The organism is Rhodococcus jostii NBRC 16295, from assembly GCF_001894825.1.
Lineage (GTDB): Bacteria > Actinomycetota > Actinomycetes > Mycobacteriales > Mycobacteriaceae > Rhodococcus_F > Rhodococcus_F jostii.
Map to the genome: position 1 here is coordinate 1 of NZ_BCWY01000046.1, position 13,736 is coordinate 13,736.

Below are 13,736 nucleotides of genomic sequence, written 5' to 3' on the forward strand. Positions count from 1 at the left end.
TTGGGGCCGGGACGGGGTCCGCCCGGCTTCGCAGCGGTCGCCGGGCTGCTCGGGGCGGGCGCACCGGGCTTGGCCCCCGGACGGGCTGCGGAATCGGCGGACTTCGCCGACGGGAACGACTCCCGCAGACGCCTGGCGACGGGCGCCTCCACCGTGGAGGACGCCGACTTCACGAACTCGCCCTGCTCCTTGAGCGTTGCGAGTAGTTCTTTACTTGTGACACCGAGTTCTTTAGCCAACTCGTGCACGCGGGCCTTGCCTGCCACTGCTCTCCTCACTGATGAGGTCGAGCAGGAGGCTCCCCTGAGAGGGGCCCGCACGACCTCGGGTTATCTCCGATGGACGATCATCGCTGGTGCTTCACGGTGTGCTCATGAGTGCTTGTGCCTGTTCTGTTCGAGAGGTACTGCTCTGGGTGGGTGCCCTGCGCGTACCCAGCGGTCGACTTCTGACATGTCGACACTTCCGGACACTCGCAGCGCTCTGCCGAATGCTCGGCGTCTTTCCGCGAGACTCAGGCAATCCTCGGCGGGGTGCAGCCACGCACCTCGTCCGGGAAGCCTGCGCCTCGGGTCCGGAGTGAGAACATGACCTTGCGGCCCACTCTCGCCCACCACAACCCTGAGCAGATCGACAGCCAGCGCGCGCTCCCTACATCCTATGCATGTTCGCACCGGTGAACCGGTAGGAACGCGCGCGGAATCGGGATGCTCATGCTGAACCATTGACCACTCTACCGCCGACTTGCCCCGATCTCCGCATTCCGGGCTCAACGAGTGGTCGCGGCGGGTCCGCCTGCCGACTCGGGGGCGGGGGCGGCGTCGCTGCGGATGTCGATCCGCCAGCCGGTCAAGCGCGCAGCAAGGCGGGCATTTTGCCCTTCCTTGCCGATGGCGAGGGACAGCTGGAAGTCGGGGACGACGACACGCGCGGCCCGGGCCTCCGGATCCACGACAGTGACGGAGACCACTTTCGACGGTGACAGCGCGTTGCCGACGAACCGGGCCGGGTCTTCGTCGAAGTCGATGATGTCGATCTTCTCGCCGGCGAGCTCACTCATCACGTTACGCACCCGCTGACCCATCGGGCCGATGCACGCGCCCTTCGCGTTGAGTCCCTGCACGCGCGACTGGACGGCGATCTTCGACCGGTGACCGGCCTCCCGGGCGACGGCGATGATCTCGACCGAACCGTCCGCGATCTCGGGAACCTCGAGCGCGAACAGCTTGCGGACGAGGTTCGGGTGGGTACGCGACAGCGTGATCTGCGGTCCGCGCTGCCCGCGGGACACCCCGACGACGTAGCACTTGAGGCGCTCGCCGTGCTCGTAGTTCTCTCCGGGTACCTGCTCCGCCGGCGGGATCAGCCCCTCCGCGCCGTTGGCTTCGCTACCGATCCGCACCACGACCATCCCGCGGGAGTTCGCCCGGGTGTCGCGCTGGATGACGCCGCCGACGATCTCACCCTCGTGGGTGGAGTACTCGCCGAAGCTCCGCTCATGCTCGGCGTCGCGCAGCCGCTGCAGGATGACCTGGCGGGCGGTGGTCGCGGCGATCCGGCCGAACCCCTCCGGGGTGTCGTCCCACTCCTCGCCGACCATGTTGCCGTCGGAGTCGACGTCGTGCGCCATCACCCGCACGATGCCGCTCTTGGTGTCGACGTCGATCCGTGCGTGCTGCTGATGCCCCTCGGTGTGCCGATAGGCGGTGAGCAGTGCCGTCTGGATGGTCGAGATGACGGTTTCGATCGAGATGCCCTTGTCGGCCTCGATGGCACGCAACGCCGCAATGTCGATATTCACTTGTCCAACCCCTCTGCTACTTCTTCATCTTCCGACGCGTCTGCGTCCGCGGGCGCCACGCGCCCCTCGGGAATTCCACCCGCGAGTTCCAGTTCCCTCGGGTCCGGTTTCGAGAATTCCACCTGCACAACAGCTTTCTGAATGTCCGGAATCGCGACGCGGCGAACGTCGGGGCCCGTCCGGGAGCCGATCACCACTGCGACCGAATCGCCGTCGAGGGCACCGATCCGGCCCACGACGGTCTCGTGCGCGAGATCGATGCGCGCCTTGCGTCCGCGGGCCCGGCGCCAGTGCCGCTCGTGCGTGAGCGGCCGGTCGATGCCCGGGGACGTGACCTCGAGCGTGTACGGGGACTCACCGAAATCGGAGACCGAGTCGAAGACTTCGGAGATCTCGTGGCTCAGCTTCGCGACCGCGTCGAGTTCGAGTCCGGCGTCGCTGTCCACCATGATCCGGACCGCGCTGTGTCTACCCGCGAGGGTGACCGCAACGTCCTCCAAGTCGTAGCCCTGGCGTTGCACCAGATCGGAGATGAGCTCCGTCACCCTCTCCTTGGATGGAACCGGCATCGGGGACGCTCCTCGTTTCAGTTGTCGGTCGTCGGTCGGTCGTCGGTCTGTCGTTCGTACGGTCGGGCAGGTGTCGTGCCGCGCACGCAGCACCACGAACCCGTCGTGACGGGTTCGAGCATCTAAGAGTAACGCCGATTCGAGGCACCCGTGACCAGCCCCGGTGCTCGATTCCCGGGATCGCGACCCGACCTGGCACCATGGACCGGTGCTCATGCCCACCGTCTCCCGGCCCCCGACATCCGGTCCGGCCGTGTCCCGGCGCGCCGCTCTCCGGTTCGCAGCAGCCTCGGCCTTCGGTATCGCGACCGTTCCGCTCCTGACGGGGTGCGCCGACGACGGGGATTCCGACGTCGAGGTCGATTCCCTGGTCGCGCAGTCGCGGCTGGCTCGCCGTGACGCGGCGGGCGCGGCCGCGACGATTGCGCTGCATCCTGACCGCGCCGCCGCACTCGAACTGGTCCGCGCTCAGCGCACCGCGCACGCCGACGCCTTGGACGCCGAAATCGCCAGGGCCGCAGGCACTTACCCGGACGGCACCACACCCACCACGTCCGCGTCCCCGTCCACGACACCGACCGAACCCGCGCCTCCGCCCGGTCTCGATCAACTGCGCGCCGATCTGGCCGAGTCGCAGCGCAGCGCAGCCGATTCGGCGCGCACACTGACGGCCTACCGGGCGGGGCTCTGCGCGTCGATCAGCGCTGCGTGCGGAACGTATCTGGCGGTGGTGCTGCCGTGACCACTCCCACCGAAGCCGAGGGCCGGAGCCTCGCCGACGCGTTGACCTCCGAGCATTCCGCCGTATTCGCCTACGGCGTGGTCGCCGCCTTCTCCAACCCGACCCGGGCCACGCAGGTCGCCACCTCCGCCGCCGCGCACCGGGCGCGCCGGGATTCGCTTCTCGACACGCTGAGGGCAGCCGGCATGGCGGCTCCGGTCGCCGAGGCGGGCTACACGCTGCCGTTTCCGGTCACCGATCCGATCACGGCAGCGCAACTCGCGGCCCAGGTCGAGGCCGACACGGCCGTCGCGTGGCGGGCGGTGGTCGAACACGGTGAGACGGAGGACACGCGCACGCTCGGGGTCACGGCACTCACGGAGGCGGCGATCCGGGAAGCCACCTGGCGCGTGGCTCTCGGAACCGATCCGGTGACCGACCCGTTCCCCGGCGCGCCCTGACCACACGCAGGTTCCCGCCCACCGGGATTCCGCACCCACGCGGTGCGTTCCCGGCCTAGCGTCTCCCCCGACACCACTGACGGGAACGAGAGGACGGCGGCGTGGACGAACGCTCGGTGGAGCAGCGTCTGGGAGACCTGGAGCGGATCAGGGCGATCACGGCCCTCAAGTACCGCTACTGGCGAGCGTGCGACGGCAAGGACCCGGACGCGTTCCGTGCGTGCTTCGTCTCGTCCGGGGCGTCGATCGACTTCGGACCACTGGGCCGGTTCGACGACGCCGACCGGCTCACCGACATCTTCCGGAAGATCGCACTCCACGAGGTGGACGGTAAACACGTGATCCTCGACATGCACCACGGCTTCCATCCGGACATCCTGCTGCACGGCGACACCGAGGCGTCGGGTGCGTGGACGCTGCAGTTCCGGCAGGTCGACCTGACGAAGGGGACGGAGACCGTGTCGTCCGGGGAGTACGACGACGCCTACCGCCTCGAGGACGGCGAGTGGCGAATGTCGCGGTGCCACTTCACCACTCGGTGGTCGATCACCCGTCCGCTCACGCCGGACACGGTGGTCGTCCAGTGAGCGCGGGCGTAGCCCTCGTCACCGGCGCGAGTCGCGGCGTCGGGAAGGGCGTGGCCACGGCGCTGGGCGCGGCCGGATGGACCGTGTACGTCACCGGACGGGGTCCGCTGTCCGAGGGCAGCCGCCTGTCGGTGTCGGCGCGGACGGTGACCGACGCCGGCGGTGCCGGCATCGCGGTGGCCTGCGATCACCGCGAGGACGCAGATGTGCGTGCGCTGTTCGCCCGCATCTCCGACGAGCAGGCCGGCCGGCTCGACCTGCTGGTCAACAACGTATGGGCGGCTCCCGAGGGATTCGGCGGGTTCAGTACGCCGTTCTGGGAGCGGCCACTGGACGACTGGGATTCCCTGATCGGCGTCGGTCTGCGCGCCCATTACGTCGCGTCCGTGGAGGCGGCGCGCCTGATGGTGCCGCGAAGGTCCGGGCTGATCGCGAACATCTCGTCGTTCGGGACCCGCGGGCATCTGCATTCGGTGCTCTACGGAATGTCCAAGGCCGGCCTGGACAAGATGGCCAGCGACATGGCGGCCGAGTTGGCTCCGCACGACGTCCGCGCGGTCTCACTGTGGCCGGGCATCGTGCGGACCGAGATGATCGTCGCGAGCGGCCTCGAGACCATCGCCGGATTCCCTGTCGCCGACGCCGAATCGCCGGAATTCGTCGGCGAGGTGATCTGCGCGCTGTCCGCGGACCCCACCCTCGCGGAGCGCAGCGGTCACACGTTCGTGACGGCGGAACTCGCCGTCGAATACGGGATCACCGACACGCAGGGCCGCACCCCGCCGTCGCATCGGGAACCGTTCGGCGGCGGCCCCCTGTTCTGAGACGCCGCTCTCCGTGCACTCAGATCACGTCGCGCCGGCGGACGAGCCAGACCGTGCCCAGCGCGAACGCAGCGATGTATCCGGCCAGGACGAGCACCGACGTGCCGCCGCCCAGGATGTTCAGGACGCCGGGGGTGGTGTCGCCGCCGAAGTCGCGGAGGGAGCCCGCCAGTGAGCCCGCGGCGGTGCCGGGGAGGAAGTCCGTCACCACCGACACGGGTTCGAGAATGGCGGCAACTCCGCGGAGCAGGTTTTCGACCACCAGCACCCACACGAGTCCGAGCCCGACCGACAGCGCCGGCCCCCGCGCGACCGCGCCGACGAGGACGCCGGCAACGGTCCACATCCCGAGGATCAGCACCCCGGATGCGAGTGCCTTCAGCATCGCCACCGCCGGAGGCAGACTCGGCGACTCCGACTCGACCGCGGCGATGACGCTCGCCACTCCGAGATCGACGACTGCCACCGTGAGGACCAGCCCGACCACCACGGTCAGCAGCGCGAGAAGGGTCCCGGTGAGCGCGGCCGTTCGCGACGGGCCCTGAGTGAACACGGTCTTCCACGTTCCCCACCCGTAACCGCTGCCGATGGTGAGGGCGCCGAGGATGAGCATCAGCGCGCCCCCGAACATGGCCATACCCTGGGTGAACACCTGCGGTACCGCCGCGGGGAGCATGTGCGCGAGCAGCACGTCCGGGGGCGCGGACGACGCCATGTCGGTGGTGCCGCCGGTCTTGACGGTGATGTAGTTGAACAGGTACAGGAAGACCAGGTTGAGCACGATCCAGGCGGCGAGCAGCACCCACATCGACGGCCATTTCCGGAGTCGCAGAAGCTCGGCTCGGGTACTGGCGATCACTGCGTTCATGACACTCTCCTCACATCATTGCTCGCCGCACGGTTGCCGACGGCGCGGTCCGACGTCATGTCGAAGAAGACGTCCTCGAGCGATTGCTCCCGCCGGGACAGTTCGTGCAGGTCGATTCCCGCGTCGACGAGAGCACGGGCCACCTTCGGCGCCAGATCGGGCGACACCGCAACGGTCAGGGCGTCGCCCACCGTGTCGACGATGTCGCGTCCCAGCAGTTCCGCGAGCACCGCCGCGGCCCGTTCCGTCGGATCGGCACGCACCAGCAGGCTGGTGTCTCCGCGTAGTTCCGCAACGGTCGACTCCGCGATCAACTCCCCGCGCGAGATCACGCCGACGCGATCGCAGATCTCCTGAACCTCGCTGAGCATGTGACTGGACAGCATCACGGAGTGCCCGGAGTCCGCGAGTTCGACTATCAGTTCCCGCATCTCGGCCATGCCGGCCGGATCGAGCCCGTTGGTGGGTTCGTCGAGGATGAGCAGGTCGGGTTCGCCGAGCAGTGCGGCCGCGACACCGAGTCGCTGCTTCATCCCGAGCGAGTAGGTGCGGAAGCGGTCGTGTCCCCGATCCCGCAGTCCCACCCGGTGCAGCGCGGATTCCACCGCGTCGTCCGGCAGGCGGCGGTATCGGCTCAGGACCCGCAGATTGTCGCGACCGGACAGATAGGGGAAGAACCCCGGCCCCTCGATCAGGACACCGGTGCGTGCCGCCACCGCGCTGTCACCGGGCGAACGGCCGAAGAGCGTCGCCGTCCCAGACGTCGGCCGGACCAGTCCCGCGAGCATGCGCAGTGTCGTGGTCTTGCCGGCGCCGTTCGGCCCGAGGAACCCGTACACCTCCCCTACCCGCACGGTGAGGCTGACGGCATCGACCGCCGTATGTTCGCCGTAGCGTTTGGTCACTTCGTCGGTGACCACGATGTCGGAAGTCATGCCTCCAGCGTCGGCCCGGCGCGAGCCGCGCACATCCGTCTGCACGCGTCTCGTCATGTACGCGTCGCGGACGATGACAGGGTCGCCGGATCGGGTCTACGTTCGGGTGATGCAGACCGACCGGAGGGACACGTCGATCGCCCCGCGGGACCTCCTGATCGCATTGGGCGTCGCGATCGTGCAGGTCGTCGGCAGTATCGGCGCCAACCACAACCAGTCGTGGGCGACGCCGTTGGACGCTGCAGGCGTCGTGTTGCTGGTGTGCGGTCCGCTCGCGCTGATCGTGCGGCGACGGTTTCCCGTCACGGTCCTGCTCGTCGTCCTGGCCGTCACGGCCCTCTACGTCGCCCGGGGTTACGGGTACGGCCCGGTGTTCCTGTCGCTCGTCGTCGCGTTTCTCGGCGCCGCGACAGCCGGGTCTCGTTGGCTCACCTATCCGGTCCTCGCGATCGGCTACGTCCTGATCGTCTTCGCCGTGCCGGCTGTCTCACCCGCCGAGTCTCCGTCGTTCCCCGCCCTCACCGGCATCGCGGCCTGGCTGCTGGTGCTCCTCGCCGCGGCCGAGATCATCCGGCAGCGGCGCGGGACGCTCGACGCCCGGCGGCAACGCGCCGAGGCGGCGGAACGCGGTGCCGTGGAGGAGCAGCGCCGACGGGCCAGCGAGGAGCGGCTCGCGATCGCCCGCGAACTGCACGACGTTCTGGCACACAGCCTCTCGCTGATCAACGTGCAGGCATCGGTCGCGCTCGAGCTGTGGGAGAGCAGGCCCGAGCAGTCGCAGGAGGCGCTGTCGGCGATCAAGGTCGCGAGCCGCGACGCGATCGGCGACGTGCATGCGCTGCTCGCGTCGTTGCGGGGAGGCGAGGGCAACCCGCCGATCGCGCCGACCGCCGGAATCGGGGACCTGGACGGTGTGGTCGAACGCGCCCGCGCCGCAGGTCTCGCGGTGACGACCGTCGTCGAAGGCACACCGAGGCCGTTGCCCGCTGTCGTCGACGTGGCCGCGGCGCGCATCGTCCAGGAGTCGCTGACCAACGTGGCCCGCCATTCCGGGGGCTCGTCGGCCGACGTGACGGTGTCGTACGCGTCCACCTGCGTGCGCGTCCGGATCGACGACGACGGCCGGGGCCCTGTTCGCACGTCCCCCGGAGGCGGCGGCAACGGTATCCCCGGCATGCGGGAACGCGCACGCGCCCTCGGTGGTGAGCTGAGTGTCGGGACCGGACCGGGCGGCGGCTTCCGGGTGCAGGCGACACTCCCCTCCGGTGGCGACACGGCGGACCGGACATGACGATTCGTGTGTTGGTCGCCGACGACCAGGCCCTCGTGCGGGCGGGTTTCGCCGCCCTGCTCGACGCCCAGCCCGACATCACCGTGGCCGGTCAGGCCGAGAACGGGGAGCAGGCGGTGAGCCTGACACGCTCACTGGTCCCCGACGTCGTCCTCATGGACATCCGGATGCCCGTGCTCGACGGACTGGAGGCGACCCGGCGTATCGCCGCCGATCCCGCGCTGTCCGGCGTGCGGGTGGTGGTGCTCACCACCTTCGAACTGGACGCGTACGTGTTCGAGGCGATGCGCGCGGGGGCGACGGGTTTCCTCGTCAAACATACCGAGCCCGCCGAACTGGTGCGGGCGGTCCGCGTGGTGGCCGACGGGGACGCCCTGCTGTCACCGTCGGTGACCCGGAAGCTGGTCGCGGAGTTCGCGGCCCACGCCAAACAGCCGCCGCAGCCCACCCGCCTCGACGACCTCACCGACCGCGAACGCGAGGTGATGGTCCTGATCGCCGAGGGACTCACCAACGCCGAGATCGGCTCACGGTTGTTCCTGAGCCCCGCCACCGCCCGCACCCACGTCAGCCGAATTCTGCTGAAACTCGGCGCCCGCGACCGCACGCAACTGGTGGTCATGGCGTACGAGTGGGGGCTGGTACGGCCGGGCTGGCAGGACTGACTACGTCTGCGGACGTATGCCGGTCGGCGTCTACGGACCGATGTGCTGACGAGGCTCCCGGCGGCAGGCTCGACGACATGAACACTTCCACGCCCGGCGGTGGCGATGCAGCCACCGCACAGGACCCGACAGACTCCCCGTCGATCGCCGTCGCTGTGGTGGCCGCGCCCGCCGCGAGTGGCGCCGGGTGGGTCGACGACGTCCGCCGGATCGAGGACCAGGGCTACTCCGGCGTCCTGGTGCCCGACACCCTGTGGACGGTCTCACCGTTCCCGGCGCTCGCTGCGGCGGGCGCGGTGACCAGAACGCTGACACTACGCAGTTGGGTGCTCGCCGCACCCTTGCGCAGCCGAACTGCGCTCGTCCGCGAGGTGAAGGCCCTCCACACACTTTCGGACGGCCGATTCGAACTCGGAATCGGGGTGGGCCGCCCGGATGCCGAGAGCGAGGCCGGGCGGCTGGGACTGCCGTGGCCGTCCGGGGCCGAGCGACGGCGGCAGCTCGAGGACGCCGTCCGGGCAGTGCACGACGAGGTCGACCCGGACGTGCCGGTGGTCGTGGCGGCGAGCGGGCCTCGCATGCTGGCGACGGCGGGGCGAGTGGCCGATCGCATCGCGCCGGCACTGAGCCCCCTGGCCACGGAGAACGAACTTGCCGATGCGATTGCGCGCGTTCGGTCTTCCACCGGCCGACCGGTTCATCTCACCCAATCGCTGGTCGGCTTCGGCGACCACTTACCGACCTGGTACACGCGGTCGGGCATGGACGTGGCCCAGTTGGTCGAGGCGGGTGCCGTGGGGTTTCCCGCCGGCGACCCCGACGGGGTCGCGTGGGCGCTGATCGACCGCAGTCGGCGGTACGGGATCGACGAGTACACCGTTCCCGGCGAGCTCTCCGATGCATTCATCCCGATCCTCGAACGGTTGGGGGCCCGGACCTGACGGCCCGGGCCCTCCCTCCGACAGGTCACGTCGACGCCAGCACCGCCTTCGACCGTCCCGGCATGAGGGCCGCGGCAATGACCGCGACCGCCACGAATCCGGCTCCCACGTACAGAGCGGGTGCGAGGGCGTCGATGTAGCCGGTCGGCGTCAGGCTGCCGCCCGCACCGAGGAACACCGCGGTCAGGAGCGCGATGCCCAGCGCGACACCGATCTCGCGGAGTGTCGCGTTGGTCGAACTGGCCGTGCCGTGGTCGGCCTCGGGCATGTCGGCGAGGACGGCGGTCGCGTTGGGCGCGAACGTCAGACCCATCCCTGCCCCGGCCATCACGAACGCGGGAATCATGCTGCCGTAGGTGGCGCCGGGAACGATGAGCGACGCCATCCAGAGCAGCGACAGCCCCTGCAGGACCAGTCCGGTGACGAGGAGCGTCCGCACCCCCAGCCTCGGCGCGAGGAGGCCCGCGATGGGCGCCACCAGCATCGGAGCGGCCGTCCACGGCAGCGTCCGCAGACCGGCCTCGAACGGGGAGTACCCCATCACGATCTGGAGGTACTGCGACAGGAGGAAGACGGCACCCATCATTCCGAGCGTGAATGTCAGGCCGATGACGTTGGCGAGGGAGAACTGGCGGGACCGGAACAGTCGCAGCGGCATCACGGGGAAGGGTGTCCGCAGCTCGCGCACCACGAACGCGGCGAGCAACACCGCGGACGCGAGCAGCGCGCCGAGCACCGTGGTGCTGGTCCAGCCGTCGTCGTTGCCGTGCACGATGCCCCAGACCCCGAGGAACACGGCAGCGCCGGCCAGGACGCCGCCGAGCGGATCGAGCGGCTGCCGCTTCCCCGTCGACTCGCCGAGTGCGTAGAGCGCCAACGGGATCGCGACCGCCGCGACGGGAACGTTGATCCAGAACACGGCCTGCCACGACACCCCGTCGACGACGGCGCCGCCGACCACGGGGCCCAGCGCGACGCCGAGACCCGACACGCCACCCCACACCCCGATGGCCAGTGCGCGCTTGGCGAGCGGCACGGCACCGGCGAGCAGGGTCAGGGAGAGCGGCATGATCGCGGCCGCGCCGACGCCCTGGACGGCGCGCGCGGCGATGAGCATCTCGGAGGTGGTCGACAGCGCCGACGCGATCGAGGCCAGCGCGAAAAGCACTATTCCCCAGAGAAATACGCGACGGCGGCCGAGCCGGTCACCCAGCGCCGACAGGGTGAGCATCAACGTCGCGAAGGCGAGCGTGTAGGCGTTCATGAACCACTGCAGCTGCCCCACCGACGCGCCGAGGTCGCGCTGGATCACGGGCAGGGCGCTGGTCATCACCAGGTTGTCGAGCGTCGCCATGAACATCGGTATCGAGGCGGCGACGATCGCCAGCCAGACCGGCACGACCCGGCTGCGGCCCAGCCGCGAGGGGGGCGCCGATTCGTGTTCCAGGCGTTCGGAGAGTGTCGTCATGACGGGTCCTCATATCCGAGTCGTGGGGGTGCGGGCACGTACGGGAAGTCTTGTAAGCATCAGATGATTACTTATTTCGAAGACTAGTAATCGACTGATAACATGTCAACATGGCATCGCCCGTGAAACAGACCCGGATGAGCGCGACCGAGCGTCGCGAACTCGTACTGGCAGCCGCCTCCCGCGCGTTCGCCAGGGACGGCTATCACGGCACCAGCACCGACGCCGTCGCACGCGAGGCGGGGGTGTCCCAGCCCTACGTGGTGCGCATGTTCGGTTCGAAGTCGCGACTGTTCGCCGACGTCTTCGACCGGGCGATGCGTCGGATCATGGACGCCTTCGAGCCCTGTTTCGACGATGTCGCCGCCGACCCCGAGAACGACGAGTCGTGGCTTCCGATGGGCATCGCGTACACCGAACTGCTCGAAGACCGCGACCTCCTGCTCGTCATGATGCACGGCTTTACGTCCGGCGCGAACCCGGAGATCGGCGCCCTGGCGCGCGACTGGATGTCCCGGCTCTACACGCAGATCCGAACACGAACGGGGTGCAGCCCCGAACGGGCCCGCACCTTCATCGCCAACGGAATGCTGCTCAACACCCTGCTCGCCATGCAAGTGCCCGAGCATGCCGGGCAGGATCCGGCGCTCGAGGAACTGGCCGTGTGCGCGTTCGGCAGCACCCTGGACGCTGCGGCCTCCGAGAACTGATCCGTGATCGGCGATTTCCGCTCTTGATCTTGCTCATCGGACAGGCGGCGGGGCACGATGGAAGCGTGCGGAAGGGGCGTCGCCGTGGACCGAGCCGTTGAGTCTCGACTGAGCTATTCCGACCGGGAGGGTCACCACCACACCGTGGACCTCTCCCCCACGTCGGCGCGCGTCACGATCGGACGGTCGCCGGATTCCGATCTGCTCCTGACCGAGGACGACGAGGTCTCACGGCTCCATGCCGTCCTCGAATGCGTCGGCTCGCACTGGACCATCCTCGACGACGGGCTCTCCCGCAACGGCACCTTCGTCAACGGCGAGCGGCTCGCGGGGCGTCGACGACTCCGGCAGGGCGACAGCATCCGGATCGGCGGCACGAAGATCCGGTATCTGGAATTCGGCGGCGCACTCGACGAGGCCACCCGGATGGGCTCCGACATGCCCGACGTCCGCTCGCTCACCGACACCCAGCGGGCGGTTCTCACGGCACTGTGCCGGCCGTACAAGCACGGCGCCGCGTTCGCGAATCCCGCCTCGAATCAGCAGATCGCCCAGGAGCTGTTCCTCAGCGTCGACGCGATCAAGACCCACCTTCGCGCGTTGTTCGCGAAGTTCGGCGTCGGCGATCTCCCCCAGAATCAGAAGCGGGTCAGCCTGGCCGAGCGGGCCATGCGCAGCGGCATCATCAACGAGCGCGACCTCTGATCAACCGACAGCCATCAGTTCGCGGTCGAGCACGGCGGTCTCACCGTGGGCGATCCGCTCGACCAGTCCGATGATGGCGAGCGCGACATCGGCCGCACGCTCGAGGATCACGGAGTGCCCCGCCCCGTCGACGCTCACGAGCTCCGAAGCGGGGAGCTTCGAGGCCATCGCGACGGAATGCTGGAACGGGGTGAGCATGTCCACCGAGCCGCACAGGATCAGCGACGGAATGTGAGCCAACGCAGCCAGGGAATGCCGCTCGTCGAATCCGAGCAGGGATTCGAGGAAACTCGACATGGTCACGATGGACGTGGTGTTAACCATCGCCGCGACCAGTGCCGCCAGGCGAGGATCGACCACCCGATTACGGGCGCCTGCGGCGCGTGCGATCGCCGTGCAGACGGTCCGACCGACCCGCTTCGATCCGTGCACCACCCGGGGCGCGCGGCGCACCGCGGTGCGGAACAGCGACACTGCGGGGCTGCGCAGATGCCGTCCGAGACCGGCCTCGGCGAGATCGCACGCCGCGGTGGAGATCAGGGCCATGCCCACGATCCGCGAACCGATGGTGTGCGGGTTCTGCCGGGTGTAGGACAGTGCGGTCATTCCGCCCATCGAGTGCCCGACGAGGACGACCGGACCGTGCGGTGCAACGGCGTCCAGCACGGACCCGAGGTCGCGGCCCAGCTGATCAATGGTGTAGGTGGCGGCCGCCGATTCCCCGGACTCGCCGTGCCCGCGGTGATCGTAGAAGACCATGCGAACGTCGTTGCGCCAGAAACGGACCAGCTGCTCCCGCAGCGCCCACCAGGACTCGGTGCGCAGGCAGTGACCGTGAACGAACACCACCGTGGTGGCCGCATCGGGCGAACCGAACTCGCGAACCGCAAGAGGGACGCCGTCGTCGGTCCTGACCGTGAGACGACGACCTTCGTGCTCGTGTGCAACCGGGGTGTTCGACATGAGGTCCTCCTCGGTTTCTTCGCTCGCGGCCGGTGAAGCGTTACGTTCTTGCTCGTCCTCTACTGTGCCGCCCCTGCGCTGCCCCGAACAGGACCCCCAGTGGTGGCCGGTGCACCCTGAGGTGTTGCCCATTCCACCCCTGAGGTGGGTAGACGCAGACACGCCGAAGCCCCCTCGCAGAGGGGGCTTCCCATCGGCGGAACTGCCCGATGCACCGACCGTCGAGC

At 69.1% G+C, this 13,736-nt stretch carries 17 protein-coding genes; 9 read left to right on the forward strand and 8 right to left on the reverse strand.

All coding sequences use genetic code 11. The annotated features are described in order from the left end of the window. The 4 genes from RJ1_RS26285 to rimP all read right to left on the reverse strand — a co-directional run. Positions 1-266, reverse strand: a 266-nt coding sequence (locus tag RJ1_RS26285) for a translation initiation factor IF-2 N-terminal domain-containing protein (protein WP_143169563.1), incomplete at its 3' end; no start/stop codon positions are given. 105 nt (positions 267-371) lie between these two features. After that, a complete protein-coding gene (locus tag RJ1_RS26290; protein WP_073365405.1) occupies positions 372-725 on the reverse strand; it encodes a YlxR family protein in 354 nt (117 codons plus the stop codon). Positions 726-769: 44 nt separating this feature from the next. Continuing rightward, positions 770-1,801 (reverse strand): transcription termination factor NusA, encoded by a 1,032-nt coding sequence (gene nusA, locus RJ1_RS26295; RefSeq protein ID WP_073365408.1) that lies wholly within the window; start codon positions 1,799-1,801, stop codon positions 770-772. Then, positions 1,798-2,370, reverse strand: coding sequence for a ribosome maturation factor RimP (gene rimP / locus RJ1_RS26300; RefSeq protein ID WP_073365410.1), 573 nt, complete (start codon positions 2,368-2,370; stop codon positions 1,798-1,800). The genes nusA and rimP overlap by 4 nt, the downstream gene beginning before the upstream one ends. A 214-nt stretch (positions 2,371-2,584) precedes the next feature. Between rimP and RJ1_RS26305 the strand changes: the two genes are divergently transcribed. From RJ1_RS26305 to RJ1_RS26320, 4 genes are all read left to right on the forward strand, one after another. Next, complete coding sequence (locus tag RJ1_RS26305; RefSeq protein WP_073365531.1) at positions 2,585-3,112, forward strand: hypothetical protein; 528 nt, start codon at positions 2,585-2,587, stop codon at positions 3,110-3,112. After that, positions 3,109-3,552 (forward strand): ferritin-like domain-containing protein, encoded by a 444-nt coding sequence (locus RJ1_RS26310; RefSeq protein WP_073365412.1) that lies wholly within the window; start codon positions 3,109-3,111, stop codon positions 3,550-3,552. Before RJ1_RS26305 ends, RJ1_RS26310 begins: the two co-directional genes overlap by 4 nt. A gap of 101 nt (positions 3,553-3,653) precedes the next feature. Further along, entirely contained in the window at positions 3,654-4,139 is a 486-nt protein-coding gene (locus tag RJ1_RS26315; protein ID WP_073365414.1) for a nuclear transport factor 2 family protein, read from the forward strand. Continuing rightward, the gene (locus RJ1_RS26320) at positions 4,136-4,963 is read left to right on the forward strand and encodes an SDR family NAD(P)-dependent oxidoreductase (protein ID WP_073365416.1); all 828 of its coding nucleotides are present in this window, start codon (positions 4,136-4,138) and stop codon (positions 4,961-4,963) included. Before RJ1_RS26315 ends, RJ1_RS26320 begins: the two co-directional genes overlap by 4 nt. A gap of 19 nt (positions 4,964-4,982) precedes the next feature. Here the strand turns inward: RJ1_RS26320 and RJ1_RS26325 are convergent, their stop codons facing one another. Together RJ1_RS26325 and RJ1_RS26330 are read right to left on the reverse strand one after the other, a co-directional pair. Next, positions 4,983-5,831: an ABC transporter permease subunit gene (locus RJ1_RS26325; RefSeq protein WP_073365418.1), complete on the reverse strand. Its 849-nt coding sequence runs from the start codon at positions 5,829-5,831 to the stop codon at positions 4,983-4,985. After that, on the reverse strand, positions 5,828-6,766 hold the full coding sequence (locus RJ1_RS26330; RefSeq protein ID WP_073365532.1) for an ABC transporter ATP-binding protein: 939 nt from the start codon (positions 6,764-6,766) through the stop codon (positions 5,828-5,830). Before RJ1_RS26330 ends, RJ1_RS26325 begins: the two co-directional genes overlap by 4 nt. A gap of 109 nt (positions 6,767-6,875) precedes the next feature. Here RJ1_RS26330 and RJ1_RS26335 point away from each other — a divergent pair, with 109 nt between their 5' ends. The 3 genes from RJ1_RS26335 (at position 6,876) to RJ1_RS26345 (ending at position 9,663) form a co-directional block, all read left to right on the forward strand. Next, complete coding sequence (locus tag RJ1_RS26335; RefSeq protein ID WP_240319700.1) at positions 6,876-8,057, forward strand: sensor histidine kinase; 1,182 nt, start codon at positions 6,876-6,878, stop codon at positions 8,055-8,057. Next, positions 8,054-8,722: a response regulator transcription factor gene (locus RJ1_RS26340; protein ID WP_073365420.1), complete on the forward strand. Its 669-nt coding sequence runs from the start codon at positions 8,054-8,056 to the stop codon at positions 8,720-8,722. Before RJ1_RS26335 ends, RJ1_RS26340 begins: the two co-directional genes overlap by 4 nt. 77 nt (positions 8,723-8,799) lie before the next feature. Beyond that, positions 8,800-9,663, forward strand: a complete 864-nt coding sequence (locus RJ1_RS26345; protein WP_083400436.1) for an LLM class flavin-dependent oxidoreductase — start codon at positions 8,800-8,802, stop codon at positions 9,661-9,663. A gap of 25 nt (positions 9,664-9,688) precedes the next feature. On the opposite strand, the gene RJ1_RS26350 is transcribed toward RJ1_RS26345, so the two are convergent. Further along, positions 9,689-11,131: an MFS transporter gene (locus tag RJ1_RS26350; RefSeq protein ID WP_073365422.1), complete on the reverse strand. Its 1,443-nt coding sequence runs from the start codon at positions 11,129-11,131 to the stop codon at positions 9,689-9,691. A gap of 110 nt (positions 11,132-11,241) precedes the next feature. Between RJ1_RS26350 and RJ1_RS26355 the strand changes: the two genes are divergently transcribed. Together RJ1_RS26355 and RJ1_RS26360 are read left to right on the forward strand one after the other, a co-directional pair. Then, a complete protein-coding gene (locus RJ1_RS26355; RefSeq protein WP_073365424.1) occupies positions 11,242-11,841 on the forward strand; it encodes a TetR/AcrR family transcriptional regulator in 600 nt (199 codons plus the stop codon). Between the two features lie 57 nt (positions 11,842-11,898). Next, positions 11,899-12,546 carry an FHA domain-containing protein gene (locus tag RJ1_RS26360; RefSeq protein ID WP_073365426.1) on the forward strand — a complete coding sequence of 216 codons (648 nt, stop codon included), beginning with the start codon at positions 11,899-11,901 and terminating at the stop codon, positions 12,544-12,546. Here RJ1_RS26360 and RJ1_RS26365 read toward each other — a convergent pair whose 3' ends face one another. Continuing rightward, the gene (locus RJ1_RS26365) at positions 12,547-13,509 is read right to left on the reverse strand and encodes an alpha/beta fold hydrolase (RefSeq protein ID WP_073365428.1); all 963 of its coding nucleotides are present in this window, start codon (positions 13,507-13,509) and stop codon (positions 12,547-12,549) included. Between the last annotated feature and the right edge of the window lie 227 nt (positions 13,510-13,736).